Source organism: Helicobacter saguini (assembly GCF_000762875.2).
Classification (GTDB): domain Bacteria; phylum Campylobacterota; class Campylobacteria; order Campylobacterales; family Helicobacteraceae; genus Helicobacter_A; species Helicobacter_A saguini.
On the sequence record NZ_JRMP02000002.1, the window covers coordinates 120,989 to 143,606 of the forward strand.

The 22,618-nt window shown below is 35.0% G+C and carries 20 protein-coding genes; 12 read left to right on the forward strand and 8 right to left on the reverse strand.

All coding sequences use genetic code 11. The features are described from left to right. Positions 1–156 precede the first annotated feature (156 nt). The 3 genes from LS64_RS01675 to LS64_RS01685 all read left to right on the forward strand — a co-directional run bounded on the left by LS64_RS01675 (position 157) and on the right by LS64_RS01685 (position 3,568). On the forward strand, positions 157–1,899 hold the full coding sequence (locus LS64_RS01675) for a dynamin family protein (RefSeq protein ID WP_034572249.1): 1,743 nt from the start codon (positions 157–159) through the stop codon (positions 1,897–1,899). Positions 1,900–1,934: 35 nt separating this feature from the next. After that, positions 1,935–2,717 carry a hypothetical protein gene (locus tag LS64_RS01680; RefSeq protein ID WP_034572252.1) on the forward strand — a complete coding sequence of 261 codons (783 nt, stop codon included), beginning with the start codon at positions 1,935–1,937 and terminating at the stop codon, positions 2,715–2,717. Between the two features lie 86 nt (positions 2,718–2,803). After that, positions 2,804–3,568, forward strand: a complete 765-nt coding sequence (locus LS64_RS01685) for a hypothetical protein (protein ID WP_034572255.1) — start codon at positions 2,804–2,806, stop codon at positions 3,566–3,568. A 147-nt stretch (positions 3,569–3,715) separates the two neighbouring features. Here the strand turns inward: LS64_RS01685 and tyrS are convergent, their stop codons facing one another. From tyrS to LS64_RS01700, 3 genes are all read right to left on the reverse strand, one after another. Next, positions 3,716–4,951: a tyrosine--tRNA ligase gene (gene tyrS, locus LS64_RS01690; protein ID WP_118949459.1), complete on the reverse strand. Its 1,236-nt coding sequence runs from the start codon at positions 4,949–4,951 to the stop codon at positions 3,716–3,718. Between the two features lie 73 nt (positions 4,952–5,024). Then, positions 5,025–6,356 carry a hypothetical protein gene (locus LS64_RS01695; protein ID WP_034571438.1) on the reverse strand — a complete coding sequence of 444 codons (1,332 nt, stop codon included), beginning with the start codon at positions 6,354–6,356 and terminating at the stop codon, positions 5,025–5,027. 111 nt (positions 6,357–6,467) lie between these two features. Beyond that, positions 6,468–7,676 (reverse strand): ABC transporter permease, encoded by a 1,209-nt coding sequence (locus tag LS64_RS01700; protein WP_034571440.1) that lies wholly within the window; start codon positions 7,674–7,676, stop codon positions 6,468–6,470. A gap of 180 nt (positions 7,677–7,856) precedes the next feature. Here LS64_RS01700 and LS64_RS13520 point away from each other — a divergent pair, with 180 nt between their 5' ends. From LS64_RS13520 to LS64_RS01730, 7 genes are all read left to right on the forward strand, one after another. Then, positions 7,857–7,991 (forward strand): hypothetical protein, encoded by a 135-nt coding sequence (locus LS64_RS13520; RefSeq protein WP_272916608.1) that lies wholly within the window; start codon positions 7,857–7,859, stop codon positions 7,989–7,991. Continuing rightward, on the forward strand, positions 7,957–8,856 hold the full coding sequence (gene mqnP, locus LS64_RS01705) for a menaquinone biosynthesis prenyltransferase MqnP (RefSeq protein WP_052062445.1): 900 nt from the start codon (positions 7,957–7,959) through the stop codon (positions 8,854–8,856). Before LS64_RS13520 ends, mqnP begins: the two co-directional genes overlap by 35 nt. Before the next feature lie 2 nt (positions 8,857–8,858). After that, on the forward strand, positions 8,859–9,527 hold the full coding sequence (locus tag LS64_RS01710; RefSeq protein ID WP_034571441.1) for a hypothetical protein: 669 nt from the start codon (positions 8,859–8,861) through the stop codon (positions 9,525–9,527). Positions 9,528–9,535: 8 nt separating this feature from the next. Beyond that, complete coding sequence (locus LS64_RS01715; protein WP_034571443.1) at positions 9,536–10,072, forward strand: helix-turn-helix transcriptional regulator; 537 nt, start codon at positions 9,536–9,538, stop codon at positions 10,070–10,072. A 101-nt stretch (positions 10,073–10,173) separates the two neighbouring features. Continuing rightward, complete coding sequence (locus tag LS64_RS01720; protein WP_237416251.1) at positions 10,174–10,854, forward strand: queuosine precursor transporter; 681 nt, start codon at positions 10,174–10,176, stop codon at positions 10,852–10,854. A 10-nt stretch (positions 10,855–10,864) separates the two neighbouring features. Beyond that, on the forward strand, positions 10,865–11,587 hold the full coding sequence (locus LS64_RS01725; protein ID WP_034572607.1) for an arginyltransferase: 723 nt from the start codon (positions 10,865–10,867) through the stop codon (positions 11,585–11,587). Positions 11,588–11,629: 42 nt separating this feature from the next. Beyond that, positions 11,630–12,232 carry a hypothetical protein gene (locus LS64_RS01730; RefSeq protein WP_034572610.1) on the forward strand — a complete coding sequence of 201 codons (603 nt, stop codon included), beginning with the start codon at positions 11,630–11,632 and terminating at the stop codon, positions 12,230–12,232. A gap of 33 nt (positions 12,233–12,265) precedes the next feature. Here the strand turns inward: LS64_RS01730 and pseI are convergent, their stop codons facing one another. Further along, positions 12,266–13,501 (reverse strand): pseudaminic acid synthase, encoded by a 1,236-nt coding sequence (gene pseI / locus LS64_RS01735; protein WP_081948348.1) that lies wholly within the window; start codon positions 13,499–13,501, stop codon positions 12,266–12,268. A gap of 60 nt (positions 13,502–13,561) precedes the next feature. On the opposite strand from pseI, the gene LS64_RS01740 reads away from it, so the two are divergent. Next, positions 13,562–14,464 (forward strand): YggS family pyridoxal phosphate enzyme, encoded by a 903-nt coding sequence (locus LS64_RS01740; RefSeq protein ID WP_034572613.1) that lies wholly within the window; start codon positions 13,562–13,564, stop codon positions 14,462–14,464. A gap of 24 nt (positions 14,465–14,488) precedes the next feature. Here the strand turns inward: LS64_RS01740 and msrA are convergent, their stop codons facing one another. From msrA to LS64_RS01760, 4 genes are all read right to left on the reverse strand, one after another. Further along, positions 14,489–15,040, reverse strand: coding sequence for a peptide-methionine (S)-S-oxide reductase MsrA (msrA, locus tag LS64_RS01745; protein ID WP_034572617.1), 552 nt, complete (start codon positions 15,038–15,040; stop codon positions 14,489–14,491). Positions 15,041–15,084: 44 nt separating this feature from the next. Beyond that, the gene (gene leuB, locus LS64_RS01750) at positions 15,085–16,164 is read right to left on the reverse strand and encodes a 3-isopropylmalate dehydrogenase (RefSeq protein ID WP_034572619.1); all 1,080 of its coding nucleotides are present in this window, start codon (positions 16,162–16,164) and stop codon (positions 15,085–15,087) included. A gap of 91 nt (positions 16,165–16,255) precedes the next feature. After that, positions 16,256–16,474 carry a hypothetical protein gene (locus LS64_RS01755; protein WP_034572622.1) on the reverse strand — a complete coding sequence of 73 codons (219 nt, stop codon included), beginning with the start codon at positions 16,472–16,474 and terminating at the stop codon, positions 16,256–16,258. Positions 16,475–16,515: 41 nt separating this feature from the next. After that, a complete protein-coding gene (locus LS64_RS01760; RefSeq protein WP_118949256.1) occupies positions 16,516–17,985 on the reverse strand; it encodes a hypothetical protein in 1,470 nt (489 codons plus the stop codon). A 290-nt stretch (positions 17,986–18,275) separates the two neighbouring features. On the opposite strand from LS64_RS01760, the gene LS64_RS01765 reads away from it, so the two are divergent. Further along, entirely contained in the window at positions 18,276–22,601 is a 4,326-nt protein-coding gene (locus tag LS64_RS01765) for a DNA translocase FtsK 4TM domain-containing protein (protein WP_238699460.1), read from the forward strand. Positions 22,602–22,618 lie beyond the last annotated feature (17 nt).

The following is a 22,618-nucleotide window of genomic DNA, read 5'->3' on the forward strand; positions in this document are numbered from 1 at the left end:
AATTTCAATAAATCTTAGAATCTTTCCTAAAAAGATTACAAAAAGTAACCTTGTTTCAAAAAATATAAGAAATTTTATAGAATCTATTGATAAGCTTTTTTTTTTTTTTGTATCCTTAGAGTCTAGATTAAAACAGAAGTGGCAAAAGGAGAAAAAATGGGATTATTTAGTGAGATATTTAAAAATGTGCGTGATTTAGATTCTAATACACAAAAGTTTTTTAACGATTTAGAAAAGCAAAAGACTTATACTTGTGAATCTTGTGGCTATAAAAATAATGAATATGTTGCGTGGTGCGTGAAATGTGGCTATTGCATTCAAAAGGGTTTTAGCTATGATGAGATTACACAAAAGCTAGTAGATGAAAGGACAGATAAAAATAAGCGATGGATAAGAGATATTGCAGATTCTATAAAAAATGTTAAGGTTAAAGCGCCTTTAAGTGAGCTAGAGAGCGAATTTACAAATATTGCCAAAATCAAAAAAATCTTAGAATCTTTTCAAAATAAATATCAAAATGATAAGACTAAGGAACATATAAGAGAAATTAATGATTATTTAAATCGTGATAATAGCTTTCAAATAGCCTTTGTTGGCACGATAAAGGCTGGGAAAAGCACATTAGTAAATGCAATGCTAAAAAATCATTATGCAAGTATGGATTTAAACCCTGAAACTGCGGTGCTAACAAAGTTTAAATATGGTGAAAGTGATAATATGAAAATTAGCTTTTATAGTGCTAATGAATGGACAAATATTTGGAATAATATTAGCGATGCAACTAAAAATGAATATACTAAAAAGGGCGCAGATTCTATAAAAAATGAATATGTGGGCAAAAGTGCTATAAATGAAATGTTAGACACGAAAGAATTAGATAAATACATTAGCTCACAATCGCCTATAAATTATTTTGTAAAAGAAGTAGAAATCACACTAAAAGATTTTCCGTATAAAGAAAATATCGTATTTGTGGATACTCCGGGACTAAGCGACCCTATACCATATCGCTCTGAAGTTACAGCTCATTATATAAGTAATGCTAATGCCGTGTTAGTGTGTGTAGTAACAACAGAGAGTATGAAAAGTGATGATATAACCACTATCAATAAAGTATTTGAAAATCTATATAACGAAGATTCTACGCAGGAAAATAAATATCAACAAAAGCAAAATGGACCTGAAAAAGTCTTTGTTATAGGAACAAAATACGATAGATTAGACAATCCAAAGGTTGATTGGGAAAAAGTGATAAAGCCAAAATGGACAGAATATCTAACACTTAGCAATCAAAAAGGTGTGCTAGATTCTAATGTAGCACAATATAAATCTTATACGCAAGAGTTAGCCCAAAGAAATATAATGTGCGTGGCAGCTAGGATTGCTTTATCTTGTGAATTGTATAAAAAAGGTGGCTTAGCCCAAACGCCAGATAATAAAAAAAGCGATGGCTTGGATATACAAACATTAAGCAAAACTTGCAGCAACTTATTTGATAGTAAGGATATAGAATCTAATATGAAAAATTTGCTAGAGTTTAGCAATGTAGATTCTATATTTAAACGCATTGATAATGATATATTAAATAATGTCGAGCAAGATATTATAAGACAGGCTAAAAATAGATACAAGCAGATATTAAATAATATAAATGCCTTTTTTTTGGAAAACTTAAAGGTTGATATGCAAACCTACATAGATTCTAAAAAAGATGTAGAGGATGTGAAAAAAAGCATAGATGAAAGAAAGGCTAATATAAATGAGCTACAAAAAGATAAGCAAAGTATAGAATCTAGCCTAGATGAATTTGAAAAGGCAAGCCATAAAACACTAGAGGCTTTAAGCAAGGCGATAGATGAGCTAATAGAGCGCATTGCAAAAGATGAGAAAATGGTGTAGTTTGAGAGTTTAGATTCTAAGATAAAGGAGAAAAGATGGGATTTTTTAGTGATTTGTGGGATAAAGCGGTAGAGAAAGTAGGTGACGTGGTTTATTATGTTGGTGATAAAGTTATTACGACTATGGACAAAGTGGGGAATACATTAGAAAAAGCAGGAGATGCTGTTATAAATTTTATCTTTGGCAAAGACGAAAAAAAGACTGCTGAAGTAATAAAAAACAAAGAATATGACCCTGATAATATGGATAGTAGATTAGAACATCAAAAATTACTAGATGACTTAGTAAATGTAAATATCCATAAAGCCGAAAAGATAGAATCTGAAATGGCTGCTGATTGTCAAAAGGCTTTTTGTGACTTGCTAGATTCTATAAAAAAGCATTCGCCGCATTACACTTCGCAAATTAGCTACTTGCAAAGCATAGCAGATTCTATCCCAGATACAATTAATGGCAGGGTTAAAAGCGATATAGTCCAAAAGCTAAGTCTAAGCAATCCTGAATGCGAAAATATCCTAAAAATGCAAGCAGGCGAAGCCAAAAAAGAAGCGATTTTAAAATATTTCTACAAAGTCTCAAAAGAAAATATTTTAAAATTGCAAAGCAATGTTACCTATTCATTTCAAAGCAATACCGCAAGTATCAAAGAAAGATTCAATATCGATATAGGCGAAAAAGTAAAAGAATTGCAAAAGGCAAATAATGAGCTAGAAAATATGCTAGGTTTAGATAATTTAGAAAAGTTTAAAAAGCAGCTAGACATCGCAACTGATGTGTTTAAAAAAGCCCATTATTTAATGGAAATAAATAAAGTATAGAATCTAGATTCTATCCACTCTAAAAAAAAGGGTGGTGGGTGGGCAACTAGGAAAATAGAATCTAGATTCTAAAAAAAAGGAATAACATGACATTACCAAAAATATTTATCGAAATAGGCAAAATAGCCGCAAAATATGCCCCAAAAATACTAGACGCAATAAAAAAATATGGACCTTTAATTATAGAAATCCTTAAAAATTTCAAAGATTTATTTAAAGACACATCGCAAGATATAAAGGTAGTCGCAAATCATATTAGCGAGCTAGATTCACTAAATACAGAGGATATAGAGCAAGTCACAATCACAAATGCCCTATTAAATATCATAGTCAATAAAACCCTAAGTCAAACGCAAGATTTAGAAAACGAATTAGTCGCGATATACACCGCAAATGTGCAAGTGTTTGAAAGCTTTATAGAATCTAGCAATAGTTTGCAACAAAATATTGACTTAGTAAAATTGCAAATGAATGGCATTGTGAAAAAAAATATTATAAGTCAAATTAGTATTAGCAATAATGAATGTTTAAAGATTCTAAAATTAGGAAAAGGAGAATTTAAAGGTAAAAAAATGCAAGATTTTGTAACTTTTGTCCTAATAGATTCTATAAAAGAATGCCAAAATATTTTGCAGCAAAATATGCAATCTTTAAGCAACAATATAAAAGAAAATATAGAATCTAATCTAAAAATACAAGAAATTCGCTTGAAAGAGAGCAGCGACTTTTTAACACAAATGATAGATTCAAAAGATACATTGCAAAAACACACCGCCCAAATCAATCTAAACGAACGCATTTTTATAGAATCTAGCGCGTTATACAACATAAATTCCACACAGACAAACTAAGAAAGATACCAAATATTTAAAATCTAGATTCTAAATTTGATAATTTCATAGAATCTTATGTTTTTAGATTCTATATTTTTAGATTCTATAAATTCTTTTAGAATCTAATAGAATCTTATTAAGCCTAGATTCTAAGATTCCATAGAATCAAATAATTATCCTAGCAAATTTCCTTTTGCCTAGCTTTATAATATACTCGCCTTTTTGGCTAAATTTATAATTTTCATCTAAGATTTTCTCATTATTAATGCTTAGCGCGCCCGCTTTTATATCACGCCTTGCCTGTGAAGTCGATGGCGTGAGTTTAGATTCTAACAACGCCTTGCAAATCCACTCACCAAGCTCAAAATGAAAAGTTGGAATATCATTTGGAATCTCTTTTTTGCTAAAGACATTATTAAAATGCTCCTGTGCGGCGTGTGCGGCGTTTAAATCGTGCAGACTACTCACAATATCCAAAGCCAAAATCTCCTTTGCCTTTTTTGGATGCAACGCCCCGCTTTCCACATCACGCCGCATAGATTCTATCTCTTTTAAACTCTTGCTTGAGATTAGCTCAAAATACCGCCACATAAGGCTATCATCAATGCTTAAGACTTTGCCATACATATCATTCGCGTTATCAGTCAAACCGATATAGTTATTCAGGCTCTTACTCATTTTATTTACGCCATCTAGCCCTTCTAAAAGCGGCATAGTCATCACACTTTGCTCCTTGCCACACTCATAGCTCCGCTGCAGTGCGCGACCAACTAGCAGATTAAACTTCTGGTCATTGCCCCCTAGCTCAATATCGCAATTAAGCGCGACAGAATCATAGCCCTGCAGCAGCGGATACATAAATTCCACAATGGAAATGGGCGAATTTTCCTTGAAACGTTTCGTAAAATCATCTCGCTCCATCATCCGCGCAACGGAGTAAAAGCTAGTAAGCCGCAGCATATCCACGCTATTTAGCTTGCCAAGCCACTCTTTATTAAAGCAAATATCGGTGTTTTTAGGGTCTAGAATCTTAAAAACCTGCTCTTTGTAAGTTTCCGCATTTTTCTCAACTTCTTCAAATGTAAGGGCTTTTCGCGTTTGGCTCTTGCCTGATGGGTCGCCGATTGTCGCGGTAAAATCGCCGATTAAAAACTTTATAACCCCGCCATATTTTTGAAAAGTCGCTAGTTTTCTAAGCAAAACCGAATGCCCTAAGTGCAAGTCAGGCGCGGTTGGGTCAAAGCCCGCTTTTACTATAAAAGTTTTGCCATTTGTGTAGAATCTAGTCACAAGAGATTGTATGTATTCCGCCCCGATAAACTCGACACAGCCGCGATTTATCTCGCTCATTGCTTCATTTACTAACTCTTGCACCTGCGGAGAAATTTCTTGCTTTTCCATTTGACTTATCCTTTTAAAATTTGTAATTATAGAATCTTTGTTTGAATTTGTAAAATATTTGAAAAATATTACATTATTTGTGTATTTCATGTAAAAGATTGTTTACTTTCTTGAATCTATAAACTAGTATTGCCTGAAAGCCATATCCACCACTTTTTGCATTTGCGTTGGAGTTAAACGGAATAAAATTATCACTTAGATTCTCAAAGGTTGCCATATAAAAATGATAATACATAAAATATGTTCCAAGGCTAAAACGTGTAAGATTTATCTCTAAACCCACCTTACTACCAACTCCAAAAAAAGTTAAAATATCACGACTGGTAGTTGGACCAAATGCCTTATTTTCAATTATCTCAGTAATTTTTTTGCTATCAAAACTAAAGCCCAAAGTGGCTCCAGCTTTCAAAGCAACACCACTAAATGAATTAAAAGGAAAATAATAGCCAAAGAGCTGGTCAGCGGATATTAGGATGTCTTGGTCACTTTTGATAAGATTATAACTAAGATTTAGTCGCGTATCAGTCAAAAGATGAATGTTACGACCTACAAACTGGTAGCCCCAAGTAAGTCCTATGTTTTGTAAATTTATATTTGTTGAAAAAGTTTGTGTCTGTGGTGGCGTAGCAGTATTTTGAGCTAGCCAAGCAACTTTTAAGCCTAGCATTTCGTAATTTATTCCCAAACTTATCGTGCTACCTAAAATGCCAAAATCTCGTTTCAATCTTACTTCTTGTATATTTTTCCCACTTGTGATATGTGCTTTATTCTTCTCGGCTTTTTTTATTAGTTTTTCTTGTTTTTTTAAAGCATTAAGTTGCTCTTTTTCTATTCTTTTTTGCTCTTTGCTACTTAACTCTTTTGGTATAATTTTAGAATCTGTCCTTAAATCCTGTGTGTTTTGGCTCTTAGATTCCATATTTTTAGAATCTTTAGTATACGGATATTGCTCTTGTAATTTAGATTCTATAAATCCTCTGTTTTCTTGTGAATCTTTATGTGATTCCACTTGTTTGTTTTTCTGTATACTTTCTTCCAATATATCTTTAGTATCACTAGATTGCACAGAATTTTGCTGAGTGATTTGTGGTTTAGATTCCATGTTTTCTGGATTTTTTTCTACAATATTACTATTTTTAGAATCTTTTTTTATAAAATCTAGACTAGATTGCGAATTATTTTTTGAAATGTTATTATTTTCAGCTCTTAAAATATCAACTTTTGCATTTTCTTGTTCCCACAAATTCACATTTTCTTGTATGTTATATTCAATACTATTTTTTTTTATTTCTCTATAATTCTTTGGATTTTCATTAAATTTTATCATTTCATCAGCATTCAATTTAGATTCTAAAAAGTAAAAAAACAAGAAAATAAGAACTAGATTTTTTGTATTATAAGTCATTTTTTTGCCTTGTCATTAATATTTTAAAACAAAATTTTACTTAAAATATTTTAAAAGATTAAAAACATATTATGATGTATTTGATAATTAACAATTTTAAATAGTAATATTTTACTCATATCTCAACGCCTCGATAGGGTCAAGACGTGAAGCACGCCTTGCGGGCAAATACCCAAAAATCACGCCCACAATAGCCGAAAAGCCAAACGCCCCAAGTGCCACCCACACATCAAAAACGAAAGGAATATCCATATAATGCGCCGCAATAAGCGAGATAAAAAACGCCAGCACGATGCCAATAATGCCGCCAATCGCACTCACCACGACAGATTCTATCAAAAACTGCAGCAGCACATCGCTCTCTAACGCGCCAATGGCTAGCCGCGTGCCGATTTCTCGCGTCCTTTCAGTGACTGAAACAAGCATAATATTCATAATGCCAATGCCGCCCACCACGAGACTCACGCCCGCTGTAGCACTAAGGAAAATCGTTAGAATCTTAGTCGTGGAAGTAAGCCGCTCCTCGATTTCTTTGGTGTCCATGATGTCGAAAGTATCGCTCTGCCCGGGCTTTATATTGCGATAATCACGCAAAATCTCCTTAATTTTAGCCACTGCCACGCTAGAATCTACGCCATCTTTGAGCGAAATCATCACACGATTAATATTAAAAATGCTAGTAGTTCCTGAAATATCTCTTAAAAAAGTCTTAAATGGCATTACCACCATATCATCTTGGTCATTGCCGCCACCGCCCTGTCCTTTGGGCTTTAGCACACCTATCACCTCACACATCGACTTGCCAACTCTTATTTTTGCTCCAAGTGGATTCTCATTTTTAAACAAAGCTGAACGCACAGATTGCCCCAAAATGCAAACATTTTTACTTGCCTCATCACTTGCAAACTCCCTACCCAACGCCATTTCCCAGCCACCAACGCTAAAAAAATCATTTGTCACGCCATTAATTGTCGTCTGCGTATTTGCGCCGCTATACTGCACGGTAGCGCTCGAACTTGCCACAGGCGCGATTTTTTGGGCGTATTGTAGGCGTTGGCGAAGCGTTTCGACCTCTTGTTGTGTGAATTTTTTACTCATCGAGCCACCGCCTGTATTAAAGCCACGCGCGGGGAAAACCATCACTAGATTGCTGCCTAGACTTGCGATTTGCGCGCGCACCTTTTGTGTCGTGCCATTGCCTAAAGCAAGCATGATTATCACAGAGCCTACCCCGATAATTATGCCAAGCATTGTCAAAAATGCCCTTAAATAATTCCTAGAAATCTGGCGAAATGCAAGCATTATGGCGTTTAAAATCATTATCTACCTCTTAGTTTTGTGCAAATTTTACCAAAAATTATGTGTATTTCATTTAACTACAAAAATAGTACATTATAGTTGGTTCCTTTAGATTCTGTAATTTATGTAAGTAAAATTACAAAACACTTGATTTTTAAGCAAATTTAAGTTATAGTTAAGGTTTCAAAATACCTTTTTTATTTGCAGTTTTATTTTATAGAATCTAGGGCAGAATTTAGGGCGTTTTCAGGCGTTATTAAGGTTAGTTTAACATTAAAAGGGTTAAAAATAGGGCGTTTTTATGGCGAGTTTCACATTAAATTTAGAATCTTTTAAGCAAAAAATGAAAGTTTTTAGCGAGTTGGTGATGTTTAATCACACGATATTTAGCGCGAGTTTCATTTTGATTGCCATGATTGTGTCATCTGTGCAGGTTAATAATACCGCGTTTTTTGGGTTTAAAACGCTTATTTTGTGTGCTATTTCGCTAATTACTGCGCGAAATTTTGCTATGGGCTTTAATCGCCTGTGTGACAGGGACATCGATTCTGATAATGAGCGGACAAAAAATCGCCCAAGTGTCGATGGACGCGTCTCGCCCCCCACTCTTACCGCCTTTTGCGTGATAAATGCCGCTGCGTTCGTGCTTACGAGCTATTTTATCAATGATTTGGCGTTTTATTTAAGTGTGCCTTTCCTTGTGATTCTAGGCGTTTATAGCTTTATGAAACGCTTTTCTTACCTTGCACACGTGGTTTTAGGCGTCTCGCTTGGACTAACCCCTATTGCGGGCGATATTGCGGTGAGCGGCACGCTACATTTATGGTGCATTTTTCTTAGTATAGGCGTGCTTTTTTGGGTGGCTGGATTTGATATTCTTTACTCGCTGCAGGATATTAATTATGACAAGGAGCATAATTTATATTCCATTCCTGTGCGTTTTGGCGTGGAAAATTCGCTGCATATTTCGCGTATTTTTCATATTTTTGCGGTGTTTTTTTGGGCGTTATTTTTGAGATTTTCGCCAACGCATAATCTTGCTATTATAGGGCTTATCGTGTCCGCAGGAATGCTAGTTTATGAGCATTATTTGGTCTCACGTGATTTTAAAAATATTCCTAGGGCATTTTTTACTACGAATGGATATTTGGGTTTTGTATTTTTAGCATTTATAATTTTTGATAGTATTTTAAGGTATTAGTTATGGATTTTGAAACTCGCTTAGTAGATTCTATATTAGAAATAGAATTTCAGGAATTAGATGACAGCATTCAGCTTAAAGCCCTGCAGGAGTATAATGAGCTAACGCAGCTGCATAATAATTCCATTGAAAAGTGGCTGCATTCCTTGCATGCAAAAAGTGGCGAGTGCAAGTGTGGCGCGAGTAATGTGATAATCGGTGAAATGCTCGTGCATATCTTTAAAAAGTTAGAGCATATTGAGAATCTAATAAGTGGCGATAATGCGGATAAATATATCCCTTTGAAATATAAAACGCACACAAGTAGGCTAGGGCATGGGATAATTATTTTAGGAGATTCTAAAAAATTAGATTCTATAGAATCTAAGTCGCAAGATTCTAATATATCGCATGAAGATTCTATAGAATCTAGTTTGCAAAATCCTAATTTAGATTCTAAAAAATTAGAAAATATAGAATCTAATATAAAATTAAAAAAAGAAGCCGCATATTATGCACGATTAAACTTGCCCATTTTCCCTGTTAGATGTATCCCACTTTTTTGCATCGCAAGGGAAGAAAATGTGCTAGAAATAAGCAAAATAGGCGAACGCGACTTAAAAGACTATGACGCATTTATCGTAGGAGTCGAACGCGAAATGCTAAAAGCACGAAAGCAACAAAAATTATAAGGAAAAATATGAATGATACGATGTTAAATATGCTAAATATCAGCTATGAAATGATGAGCGTGATTGTCGCGGGGCTTTTTATACTAATCATTATCATTATCCTACTTTATATGAGTATGAAAGAGAAGGATACAGCGCGCAAAATCGCCCAGCTAGAGCATAGTATCGAGGATGTGAATAAGGAGATTTACAAGATTCAAAAGTGGATTACCGATAATGATAAAAAGCCCAAAGATAGCGGTGTAAAGCAAGATAGAGAGCTGCTGCGTGGGATTGAAGAGGCTAAGGCGGATATAATTTCGTTGCAACATGGACTGCAAAGCGATAGGGAATATTTTGAGGATAAGATTCTAGTTTTAGAGGAGCGTTTGCGTAGTTTGGGGCATTTTAATACGCCTTCACAGCAGCGAAATGAAAAGCAGATTCTAGAATTATTCCAAAATGGCTACACCACTGATGCGATTGCAAAGGAGCTACGCATTACAAAGAGCGAAGTGGAATTTACGCTAAAATTATCAGAGCTAGATAAGGTGAAATCGCGATGAGAAAGTTAGATAAATTGAAAGTTAGATTCTATAAAATACAAAATTTCATAATTTAGATTCTAAAAAAATTACAGAATCTATAATATTTTAAAGGACAAAATATGCAAATACAAGAAAATACGCAAGAAAATAACACACAAACCCAAACACCCAAAAAAGAAAAAACAATGACGGATAAGACGCTATATATCTCTGCTTTTGCGTTCGCCTTTATCATTATCGCGTCAAATTATCTAGTCGGCTTTAGAATCTTTGACGCACAAGTTGATTTAAGCCAGGCGAGTAACACGCTAACCTACCTTGCGATGGACATTTACAGCCACATTACTTATGGCGCGATTAGCTATCCTATTTCGTTTTTGCTAATGGATATTTTGAGTGAGAAATTTAATCGTAAAGATGTTTTGAAAGCCCTGCGTATCGGGCTTTTGCTTGCTTTCCTTCCTTCCATTATTATCGCGCCAAATCCTTATATTGCCGTAGCTTCCGTGTGTGCGTTTTTTACTTCTCAGTTCCTTGATGTGATTGTATTTTTTAAGCTGAAACAAAAATATCCGCGACTTTGGTGGCTTCGAAATGGCGTAAATAGCGGCATTTGTCAATTTGTCGATACATTCATATTTTTCCATGTCGCATTCGTGCTGGTGCTGCCTTACCACGATGTTTTTATGATGTTTTTGGCGGATTTAATCATCAAATTATCGCTAAATTTATTCAATATGCCCATTTTCTATCTTGTCGCTATAAAAACTTATAATAAATTGAACTTTTTTAAACGATAGGTTATAAAAAATGGAATTTTTTGATTTCTTAAGTGAAGTTCATCCTTGCTCATATTATGAAAATCGCGCAAGTCAATTTCGCTATTTAGGCATAAAAGATTGCACGCCCTACTTTTATGCTGGGCTACTTGAGCGTGGCTATCGGCGTTTTGGCGAGTATTATTTTGTGCCGCGATGCCCTAGCTGCAGGGATTGCGTAACGATTCGTCAGCTTGTGCAAGAGTTTGAGATTAGCAAAAATATGCGGCAGGTTTTAAAAAAAAATGTTGAGACTTTTACGCAGATTCGCCGTCCTTTGACAAATGAAGCAAGGGTTAGTTTGTATGTGAAATATCACAATAAAATGACGGATAAAAAGGGCTGGAGTGTCAATAATATCGACATTGCGCGCTATACAAATTCCTTTGTGGCAGGCAGCGAGGTCTTTGGCTATGAGATGTGTATGTATCGCGATGGCGGCTTAATCGGCGTGAGTTACTTTGACATCGTGCAAGATAGCCTTAGTGCGAATTATTTTTTTTACGACCATAGTTATGAAAAATATAGCTTAGGCACACTAAATATTCTATTATTGCTAAATTTATCAAGGAAACTAGGCTTAAAATATTTCTACCCAGGCTACTGGATAAAAAATCATAAATCAATGGGCTATAAATATCGCTTTCGCCCTTTTGAAGCCCTTTTGAATGACGCTGATTTATTTGATAGAACCTTTTGGAAAAGGTATGATTGAAATTATAGAATCTAGAATTTTATAAACATTTAAAGGACAAATATGCTTAAATATCTTTTGATTTTACTTACTTTTTTGGGCGTTGTAAGTGCGGAAAATTACGCTAAATACGCAGATATGATTAGTAAAAGAGAGAGCTTTTTTACAGAGGCATTCGCACAAACTTATGACACCACAAAGATAAATTTAGATTCTAAAAGCGGGTTAGAATTTATTGATTTTTGTAGCTTTCCACCTGATAGAAGCCTTGTTTTTGGTCCTTTGCAAAATGGGCGATTTCACGGACAAAAAGTAGGTGATTTGCCATTTACTTGCAATAATAATAGTGGTAGCAAAAAGATTTTTATTAAAAATGCGAATATAACGCAGAGCTATCACATTATTAGGGCGAATTTCTCGCAGTTTTTGCTAAGTGAAAATATGCCACAGAAAACTTCTAGCGAGACTTTTAATATAAATGGAAAACAAAATACCTTACACTATATTTTTCAAAATTTTGATACCAAAAAGCAGGAATATATTGTGAATGAGAGGGCAAATGATAGATTTTGGATTATTTATAGTGGTGGAATTTCTCGCTATGTGCTTATTTTTACGCAAAAAGGTAGCAACACAGAAGTTATTATGCAGTATTTGAATTTGTAAGATATTACAAATTTTAAGATAAAAGTTTATTGTTCACCCAAAATGCTCTTTTTTTAATGGTGTGCCTGCTTTTAAGTTTTGAGCGAATTTTAAACCTAGTATAGAATCTAAAAGCAAAGGGCTTAAACCATTGCTGGGGCGGACTACGGCTATGTTTTCTAAGGTTAGAATTTCGCCTTTTTTTACATCTTTTGAGATAAAAAGAGAGCGCGCAAACTCGCGACCTTTTTTTGGTTTTTTAGATTCTATAATGTTTTTAGATTCTATCATATTAGAATCTTTTTTTTGTGACTTAGATTCTATAATTTTAGATTCTATAATTTCACTTGTATTTTTTTTAAAATTAATTCTAGATTCTATAACATTACTATTTTCATTACTTTTAAAGCTAATAGTTTCAAAATCACTAGCTAGCTCACACACTTCACGCACGCTTTTTACCATCATATTAAGCTCATTAGAATCTAAACTAAATGCAGAATCTACACCACCCAAATTTTTATCCAAAATAAAGTGCTTCTCAATCACACTAGCCCCGCAAATACTCGCAAATATCGGCACTGAAAGCCCTAGTGTGTGGTCGCTAATGCCAACTTTAATGTTATATTTTTGATAACTTTTTTTGATTTTAATTATATTTGAAAGATGGGCATCTTTAATTTTGGCTGGATATTGCGAAATGCAGTAAAGTAGCGTAATACTCGGGCTATCACGCAATATTTCTAATGCAAAATCTATTTCGTCCAAAGTAGCCACGCCAAGTGAAATAATCACAGGCTTCCTAGTCGCCGCAATGGCGCGAAGTAGCGGTGTGTGCATAACTTCAAAGCTTGCGATTTTATAAATAGGGCAGTCAAATTTCTCCAAAAACTCGACTCCACGCACGCTAAAAGGGCTACTAAACGCAACTAGATTCAAAGATTTTGCAAGCAAAAAAAGCCTCTCATGCCACTCCCAAGGCATTTGAGCGCCATCATACAAGTCCCATAAATACGCATTTTTCCACAGCCCATCCTTAATTCTAAAATACTCATTTTTGCAATTTAGCGTAAGGCATTCTGGCGTGTAGGTTTGAAATTTTATCGCATCAGCGCCACTTTTTGCGACCGCTTCCACACTTTTCAAAGCGATATTTAAGTCATTGTTGTGATTGCCACTTAGCTCGGCTATGATAAATACGGGGTTTATTTTTTTTATTTTAGCGTTTTTGTTAGAATCTTTTTTAGATTCCACGTTTTTTTTGCCCTTAGATTTTGTAATTTTTTTCATATTAGATTCCATATTTTAAAACTTTTTTAATATTATAATACAAAAATTTTAAGGATTTTTATGATAAAAGATAATCTTAGAAAAGTTCTAGAATCTATAACTATTTGCAAAGAAAAATATAATCTTAAGCAAAATATAAGGTTAGTCGCGGTTAGTAAATATAGTAATGTTAGTGAAATTTTTGACGCTTTTTTAGCGGGACAATTTGAGTTTGGCGAGAATAAAGTGCAAGATTTAGTTAGGAAATATGAAACTTTTAGTGGGGAAAAGTTAGGGGATAAATTTGAAAATAAAAAAAATTTTAAGGATAGTTTAAGTTTAGATTCTAATAATGTAGATGTTTCGCCAAAGGCTCAACATGACAAAGATTCTAAAGATTTTATAGAATCTAAAGAGAAATTAAAAAAAATAAAGTGGCATTTTATCGGGCATTTGCAAGAAAATAAAATCAATTCTTTACTGAATCTTAACATCGAGCTTTTGCATTCTTTGCATTCAATTAATCTTGCAAATGCTTTGCAAAAGCGGCTTATAAAGCAAAATAAAAAAATAAAAGCCCTACTACAAGTTAATTCCGCAAATGAAGATTCTAAGCAAGGCTTTGAAGTTAGCAAAGTTATAGAATCTTATTTACAAATAAAAGAGACTTGCCCAAATATTCTATTAAATGGACTTATGTGTATGGGTGCAAATACAAATAATGTAACTTTAATCGATAAAAGTTTCAATATTACTAATCAGCTTTTTGATGAAATTAGCAAGATAGAATCTAAAGATTCTAAAAACAACACGCCAGAAACTAATTTAGATTCTAAAAGCATAGATATTTCACAAACGCTTAATATGACAGATAAAATAGATTCTAACACTCTAACGCTATCAATGGGAATGAGTAGCGATTATGAAATCGCCCTTAAAAATGGTAGCAACTGCCTGCGCCTTGGCTCTATAATTTTTAAGTAACTGATAATTTGCAAGTTTTTTATGTTAAAAAAAATCCAATAAAGGTTTTTTAGCTTTTGAAATGTCGATGTGACAATATCCATTTGGATTTTTTTGTAAGTATTTTTGGTGATAGTTTTCGGCTTTGTAGAAATTTTGCAAGGGTGAAACTTCGATGGCGACTTGCTTTCCATATAATTTATTAATCGTTTTTATAAAATTTTGTGCTTGTTTAAGAGAATTAGAATCTATTGTATAAATGCCACTGCGATATTGCGTGCCGATGTCATTGCCCTGCCGATTTATAGAAAAAGGGTCAATAATGCTAAGAAATCTTAACAAAATACTATCTTGCATGTCCGCAAAGCTTTTAATTTCACCCTTAGATTCTACAAAAAGCGGAATAATTTCATCATCAAAAATCACTTCTAAACACTCACTAGCCTGCGTTTCTCCACTGCAAACCTGCTCATAAGTAGGATTTGACACAATCGAATTTGCATAACCCACGCAAGTTTGAAAAACACCCTTAAGATTGTCAAAATAGCCCTGCACGCCCCAAAAGCATCCGCCGGCTAGATATATTGTAGATTCCATAATTTTCCTTATACTTTTATTATATATTTCATAACTTTTAGAATCTATCCTTTCAGGATTCTATCCGCCACAAGGTCGCCGATTTCCCTACATCCTAGAATCTCTTTTGCACCAAAACTCGCTATATCGCGACTTCTCACGCCCTCATTCAAAATAGATTCTATACATTTACGAATATCAAGGGCAATCTCAAATTCCTTAAAACTAATCTCAAACATCATCGCCACGCTTAAGATACTTGCCATAGGATTCGCCAAATTCTGCCCTGCAATATCAGGTGCACTGCCATGAATTGGCTCATATAGCGCGAACTTTTCGCCCACACTAGCACTAGGCAAAAGCCCGATAGAGCCTGTTAGCTGGCTAGCCTCATCGCTCAAAATATCGCCAAACAGGTTATTTGTAAGTATCACATCAAAGCCCTTTGGATTGCGGATAAGCTGCATGCTGGCGTTATCGACATACTGATAGGATAGCGAAACATCGGCGTATTGCCGCGCCACCTCGCTAACAACCTCACGCCACAGACGGCTAACTTCTAGCACATTTGCCTTATCGACCACGCAGACACTTTTGCGGCGATTTTGCGCGAGTTTAAAGGCGTAGTGGGCTATGCGGCGGATTTCACTCTCGGTATAAACCATCGTGTTAAAGCCCACACGTTCGCCATTTCGCACCTCAATGCCACGCGGCTTACCAAAATAAATCCCACTAATTAGCTCCCGCACGACCACCAAATCCACGCCTTTTATCACTTCACTTTTAAGGCTACTCGCATCAATCAAAGCGTCAAAAACAAAGGCAGGGCGGACATTCGCATACACTTGCAAGCTCTCACGCAATCGCAGCAAACCTTTTTCAGGGCTATCATTTTCCAAATTCTCCCACTTAGGACCACCGATAGCACCAAATAGCACGGCATCCGCACTTTTGCAGCCTTTTATTGTCTCATCTGGCAGGGAGTTTCCCACTTTGTCAATGGCAATTCCGCCGACTAAAAATTCCTGCGTTTGTATTTTCAAATCATATTTTTTGCTTATAGAATCTAGCACTTTTAAACTCTGCTCTGTGACCTCTACGCCTATCCCATCGCCCTTTAGCACGGCTATGTTGTATGTTTTCATCTTTGTCCTTTTGTGTTTGTGGAATTTAAGAATGATATTCGCACATTTCGCTTAATATCACTAAAATATTTAAAAAAATCGATATTTCTATCTATTCCACATGCACCGCATTCATTTTGTAGAAAAAATCATCAAAACTGCATATCTTAAAAGTCATACCATCATAAGAATACAGCACCTTGCCTGTGATGACATCCACGTGAGCGCTAACCCACGCATTAGTATCTCGCAGAAAATAATCTTTTTTTGGATTTTTACGAATTTCTTGCGCTTCATAAGATTCGCCACTTAACACTCTATGATGTCTCATCTCCGCTCCTTTTATAAGATAAAATTCCTTAAGACAAAATCCTACTCTTTCATATTTGCGATTTGGTCTTTTGGGATTATGATGATTTTTGGGTCTTTGTTGTATTTTGACTCTTTTGTGTCATTTAGTAGGCGTTGCAGGGCGTTTCTATCTAGGTTAGTTGGGTCGATGTAAATCTCTTCAAACTTTTCTTTATTAACCGCCACGAAAAACTGCGAATCGCGTTTTGCAATCACCACATTATTATTCTTACTGCGACTCATAATATCGATTTTGACCGTGATTTCAACCTTTAGCTGATTAGTTAAAATTAGGAATTTTTTGACATATTTCACTTGATGATTCATATAATATTTATACATCGCTTGCTCATTGCTAGCAGAAATCTTATTTTTATCAAGCTTTTTAACCGTCTGCCCCAAAAAAGTCATCATACAATATGGCTCATTTATGTTGTGTTTAAAAAAAACATTGCGGATGGACACGGACTTCATACCCATTTCCCATATTTGATTATCAAGCTGTGTAGCGGTCACATTTAGCGCCTCTTCGGTCTTTTCACGCAGTGTATTCATCGTTTTGCGGAAAACGGCTTCAAAGATTTTCAAGTTTTTTTCCGCGAAAGTCTTGCAAAGATTCTCTAAATTTTCTAACGCCTTTTGCAGTGTTTGCACCTCTTCGTGCGCCTTATCCGTGTTTGCCCTTATGCGCGCGATTTTCTCTTTCAGCTCCCCCTCATCGCCCCTTTTTGCATCAAGTCGCGTTCTTAGCACTTTTAGCTCGTGACTGCTAACGCGGATTTTATTTTGCAGCTGCAAAACACGCTCTTTTATCCCATTTGCCGCGCGCACCGCCCCCTTGTAATTAAACTGATACTCAAGGAAAATCTCCTCATACACGCGCTCTGGATTTACCTCATTTTTGGAGAAAAAATTGTGCGAATACTCTAACGCGCCAAGTCGGGATTGAAACTCCGCAAACATATCAATCGTCAATTTCCTATCGCTAAAAATAAGGTGGTCTAAGGCTTTGCTTAAAAATCGCTTACAGATTCCATAATTTATAAGCGGCGAAATCGCGGCTACATCGACTTCCTTAAGGAAATCCACGCTCCGCAATTCTAGGGCAAAATACTCCTTAATACAATCCTGCACGCTACGCGTAATCTCAATGCTTTGCAACTTCAAATAATTCGTCTGGGCGAAAACCTTTTGAATCTCCTTTTGCCGCAGCTCAATTTCTTTGTTTTTAAGCTCCTCATCAGTGTTACTTTTCCAAAAGTCAATCTCGCGAATTAACGCATCCGGCGGGAAATCCTGATACTTTGACGCGTGTGCATCAGTCACCAAAACGCCGCTATCATTCGTCCTAAACTCGACATACATACCAACAGCGGGGCGATTTCGCCCATCATGCCAACTCTCTTTTTTCAGCTCAAAAATCTTTTTTGAAGCGTTCATAATGACGCCAGAGCCTGTCGTAGCGGTATATCGCGTTATTTTTCCGTGCATAATTTTCTCCTAAATTCCCTTACTTTTTTGCGTTTTAGAATCTTTTTTGCGACTTAGAATCTTTTTGCGATTTAAGATTCTAAACAAGATTTTAACAAAAGTAAAAAGCTAATGATACTTAAAAAAAGCTAAAAACATTTAATAATCGTAAATTTTTGTTATAATTTTAGCAAAAAAGAAACATTTTTTAAGATTTTTTTAAATTTGCGGGCGTTTAGATTCTATATTTACACAAGATTTGAAAAGGATTTCACATAAAAAAGGCGTATTTTTTTGTATTTTTGAGTGCGGTGATTTTATTTTTGTGGATTGCCACGATTTTTGGCTATGTAAGTCCTGAAAGGCTGAATGCTGCGGCACTTGGCGGTGAAAATCTTAGCAATAGATTCTTTAAAATAGGCAGTTTCGGTAGTGAATTTGCGAATTTCAATGTAGGGCTTTTTGGCTATTTAGCGTATATTTACCTGCCGCTTTTGCTAATTGTGGTGTATAGATTCTATGATGATACAAGCTATAGTTTTAGAAAAGTTAGGCTAACTTTTGGGTATATTTTGTTATTTATTTCATTACTTATTTTTCAGGCTTTGCTTTTTAAAGTTGGCTTTTTTGGAACTTTTATATGCGATTTGTTAGAGCCATTTATAAAAATTTATGGCGTTTTTGCTTTGGCATTTTTGGGCGTAATAGTTTCACTTTTTCTAATTTCTCAAAAGGAAATGTTATATATTTTGCAATATTTAGGAGGCACAAATAAAATGTTTAAAAATTCTTTAGGCACTTTTCTAAAAGAAGCTGGTAAAAAGCTAAAAGATATTTATGTGGATTTTAATATGGACTACTTGCAGCGCGCGAATAAAAAAATGCTAAACCTGCAGTATAGCGAGATTGTAACGATGCCAAAGAGCAAATATACCTTTGAGTGCGAACTTGTCGAGCCGCCACTTGATAGCTTTGCTAAAATGCCAAAAGGGGCGGAAAATACGGCGTTTGAGACTGATTTGTCTTCTAATTTGAATGCGGATGTAAATATAGAATCTAAAGTTATAAATAATGAAACTTTTGAGCCTAAAAATTCTAGCGAGTTAGAATCTAATTTGCAAGATTCTAATAAGTTAGAAAATTTGGATAAAAATGCTACTTTAGATTCTACAATTAATAATGCTTTAGAATCTAGCCTTATAAAACTTAAAACTAATAGTGTAAAAAGTTCTAGCCAAAATTCACATATTGATATTACAAAAATTAGCTATTTAAATGATAATTTTAGGCATATTTCGCCCAAAAATGAGAGCGAAAATGAGGATGTTTTACAAAGATTTCAAAAGGCAAATACACATATAAAGCTAAGTAGTGATGATAACTTTGCGTTTAGCGAAACTAAAGAAAATGTAACTATTAAGCTAAAAGATTCTAAAAATCATAATGTGTTAGAATCTTTTGTTAGCCCTAAAAGCTTGGCGATAAAAGAGGAGTGGTTAAGGCAGGATACTCCAAAGACAAATAATGAGCATAGTAGTAATATTACTATTAAAAAAGTTAGTAAAAATGAAACTTTAGAATCTAATAATATGGAAAATCTACAAAAAGAAGTGAATAATCAAATAAATCTAATTAAAAAAGAAGAAAGTTCTATTTTAACTAACAATTTAGAAAGCAATGATGGCTTAAAAATCACTCTTAAAACAAAAGATGGAAGTAAGGTGAGTGAGAAAAAAGATTTTATTGCTGAATTAAGAGAAAACAGCACGGAATTTATAAAGCCTGTGGTACGTGAAAACTTTGAAAATATAGAGCAAAACAATAAAGAAAATTCTAATATTTATAATATAGAATCTAATATAGAATCTAGTGAAAATAGAGCAAAAATTATTGAAAATAAAAAAATAAAATTAAGCAATATGCCACTTGAATCAAGCTATAAAGTTATGAATATGGATTTTACTAGAGAAAATGATAAAGTAGATTCTATAAAAGAAACTCCAAATAATGATAGTATTTTACAAGAAAAGTTAGAAAATATAGAATCTAATTCTAATTTGCAAGCGTCGCAAGAAAATTTTACGCAAAGCCCTAGCGATGTAGCTAATTCTTGTCCTATAAATATTGTGGAAAATGCCGCGCCAAGCGAGGTTTTGATACAAGAGATTACTAAGCCGCAACTAGATTCTATAAAACCGCAACTAGATTCTATAACGCCGCAATTTGAAGAGATTGAGCAAGAAATTATCATTATGCCACTCAATAATATTGACAATATAGAATCTAAAAAAGTTAGTAATTTTGAAACTTTTAAAGATTCTAATAATATTGAAATTATTGAAATTCCTAATATTTTAAGCGAAGATTCTAATAATTTAGATTCTAAGCAAAAAGTTATAGAATCTAGTTTTAATAACAATATAAAGTTAGAAAATATAGAATCTAAAGAAGATTCTAAAGATATTAATATTTGGCAAAAGATAGAAAATGAAACGAATTTGCAAGATTGCATAAAAACAGATTCCATAAAAACAGATTCTATAAATTTAGATTCTAAAGATTCACAAACTATGCAAACCACGCAAGATTCTATACAAATAAAGCCCACACAATCCACGCAAATAAACCAAGATTCTACACCATCGCAAACTACTCAAACCACGCACGCAACGCAAGATTCCATATCAACAAAGCAAACTCAAATCATACAAGATTCTAAAAAAACAGATTCTACAAATCCACAACCAACACAACCTAGCTTTTATCTCCCAAATGAAATTCCAACAATGCCTATTTTTAATAACTTAGAATCTAAAAATATTACAGATTCTATAACTTTTAAAACTTATCCAACTTTTCCAAATCTAGATTCTATAAACAAAACGCAAACACCGCAACCAACGCAAGTTAAAACGCAAAACAGCACTAATAATATAGAATCTAATAAAGAAAATATTACAGATTCTATAACTTTAAGCCTAAAAGATTCTATAAATCAAAACACACAACCCCAAAATATAGAATCTACAACGCAAGATTCCACCATTATAAAAATAAAAGATACTAACCACGAAAACACACCACAAATTAGAATCAAACCCCAAGAAACCACAACAACGATAAATCCGCAAGAAAGCCAAATAACAATAAAACCCCAAGAACCACTAGAAACATTAAACAAAACAACCACAATAAACACAATAAACATAAAACCCAAAGAACCCCAAAAAATTACAGATTCCATAATAAATGAGCCTTACATCTTGCCACCCATTACGCTACTTCAAGAGCCTAAAAATCAAAGCAGTATCGATGATAGCGAGATTGATTCTAAGATTGAAAATCTACTTGCCAAAATGCGAGTTTTCAAAATCCGCGGCGACATTGTCGGCGTGTTTTTAGGTCCTGTGGTGACCACTTTTGAGTTTCGCCCTGAAGCCGATGTCAAGGTCAATAAGGTGCTAGGCTTACAAGATGATTTAGCGATGTCGCTAAAAGCGCGTAATATCCGCATTCAAGCCCCAATTCCTGGCAAGGATGTAATCGGTATTGAGATTCCAAATAATGAAGCCCAAACAATTTACTTGCGTGATATTTTAGAATCTAGTGCCTTTAAAGAGAGCGAGAATGCCCTATCTATCGTGCTTGGCAAGGATATTATGGGTAGCCCTGTGATTGAAAATCTAGCCAAGCTACCACATTTATTAGTTGCCGGGACCACAGGCAGCGGGAAAAGTGTCGGTGTGAATACGCTTATTTTGTCGCTGCTTTATCGCAATAGCCCTGAAAATCTCCAGCTTATAATGATTGACCCAAAAAAGGTCGAGTTTGCGCCTTATGAGGACTTGCCGCACCTTATCACGCCTATTATAAATTCGCCCACAGCTGCGATAAAAGCCCTGCACGTCGCAGTTGAGGAAATGTATAAACGATATGAACTTTTAAAAGAGCAGAAAACAAAAACTATTCTCACTTATAACGAAAAAATGATAGACGCAAGCCAAAAAATGCCCTATTTTGTGATAATAATTGACGAACTAGCCGAGCTAATGGCGACAGGTGGCAAGGAAGCGGAGGGTGCGATAACGCAAATCGCGCAAATGGGACGCGCCGCTGGGATGCACCTAATCATCGCTACGCAACGCAGCAGCACGAATGTCGTCACAGGCACGCTAAAGGCGAACCTGCCCGCGCGCCTTAGCTATCGCGTGGGAAATATGGTGGATTCTAAGGTCGTGATTGACACAAGTGGGGCAGAGCGGCTTTTGGGCAATGGCGATGGGCTTTTTGTCTCGCCGCAGGGCATTTCGCGAGTGCATTCGCCGTGGGTTAGCGAGGGCGAGATTGAGGATATTGTGAATTTTATTAAGCAGCAACGTGAGCCAAATTATGACAGCCGATTTATCGAGGAGGATAGCGTGGCAGTCGATATAGAATCTAGCAGCGGAGGTAGCGGTGGCGACTTGATAGCACAGGCAAAGCAAGTGATTATGCGCGACCAAAAAACATCCATTAGCTACATTCAACGCCAACTTGGCATAGGCTTTAATAAAGCCGCAAATATCATCGAGCAACTTGAAAAAGAGGGCTTTCTCTCCGCTCCAAACAGCAAGGGCAAACGCGACATCCTAGGCTAGATTCTAAAAGGTAATTT

Bases quoted from the DNA above. Each gene is read 5' to 3' on its own strand.
- LS64_RS01715 (WP_034571443.1), top strand. From the start codon at position 9,536: ATGAATGATACGATGTTAAATATGCTAAATATCAGCTATGAAATGATG.
- LS64_RS01700 (WP_034571440.1), bottom strand. From the start codon at position 7,676: ATGATTTTAAACGCCATAATGCTTGCATTTCGCCAGATTTCTAGGAAT.
- leuB (WP_034572619.1), bottom strand. From the start codon at position 16,164: ATGAAAACATACAACATAGCCGTGCTAAAGGGCGATGGGATAGGCGTA.
- LS64_RS01760 (WP_118949256.1), bottom strand. From the start codon at position 17,985: ATGCACGGAAAAATAACGCGATATACCGCTACGACAGGCTCTGGCGTC.
- LS64_RS01725 (WP_034572607.1), top strand. From the start codon at position 10,865: ATGGAATTTTTTGATTTCTTAAGTGAAGTTCATCCTTGCTCATATTAT.
- msrA (WP_034572617.1), bottom strand. From the start codon at position 15,040: ATGGAATCTACAATATATCTAGCCGGCGGATGCTTTTGGGGCGTGCAG.
- LS64_RS01695 (WP_034571438.1), bottom strand. From the start codon at position 6,356: ATGACTTATAATACAAAAAATCTAGTTCTTATTTTCTTGTTTTTTTAC.
- LS64_RS01685 (WP_034572255.1), top strand. From the start codon at position 2,804: ATGACATTACCAAAAATATTTATCGAAATAGGCAAAATAGCCGCAAAA.
- LS64_RS01710 (WP_034571441.1), top strand. From the start codon at position 8,859: ATGGATTTTGAAACTCGCTTAGTAGATTCTATATTAGAAATAGAATTT.
- LS64_RS01740 (WP_034572613.1), top strand. From the start codon at position 13,562: ATGATAAAAGATAATCTTAGAAAAGTTCTAGAATCTATAACTATTTGC.
- LS64_RS01675 (WP_034572249.1), top strand. From the start codon at position 157: ATGGGATTATTTAGTGAGATATTTAAAAATGTGCGTGATTTAGATTCT.
- mqnP (WP_052062445.1), top strand. From the start codon at position 7,957: ATGGCGAGTTTCACATTAAATTTAGAATCTTTTAAGCAAAAAATGAAA.
- LS64_RS01730 (WP_034572610.1), top strand. From the start codon at position 11,630: ATGCTTAAATATCTTTTGATTTTACTTACTTTTTTGGGCGTTGTAAGT.
- tyrS (WP_118949459.1), bottom strand. From the start codon at position 4,951: ATGGAAAAGCAAGAAATTTCTCCGCAGGTGCAAGAGTTAGTAAATGAA.
- LS64_RS01720 (WP_237416251.1), top strand. From the start codon at position 10,174: ATGCAAATACAAGAAAATACGCAAGAAAATAACACACAAACCCAAACA.
- pseI (WP_081948348.1), bottom strand. From the start codon at position 13,501: ATGAAAAAAATTACAAAATCTAAGGGCAAAAAAAACGTGGAATCTAAA.
- LS64_RS01755 (WP_034572622.1), bottom strand. From the start codon at position 16,474: ATGAGACATCATAGAGTGTTAAGTGGCGAATCTTATGAAGCGCAAGAA.
- LS64_RS01680 (WP_034572252.1), top strand. From the start codon at position 1,935: ATGGGATTTTTTAGTGATTTGTGGGATAAAGCGGTAGAGAAAGTAGGT.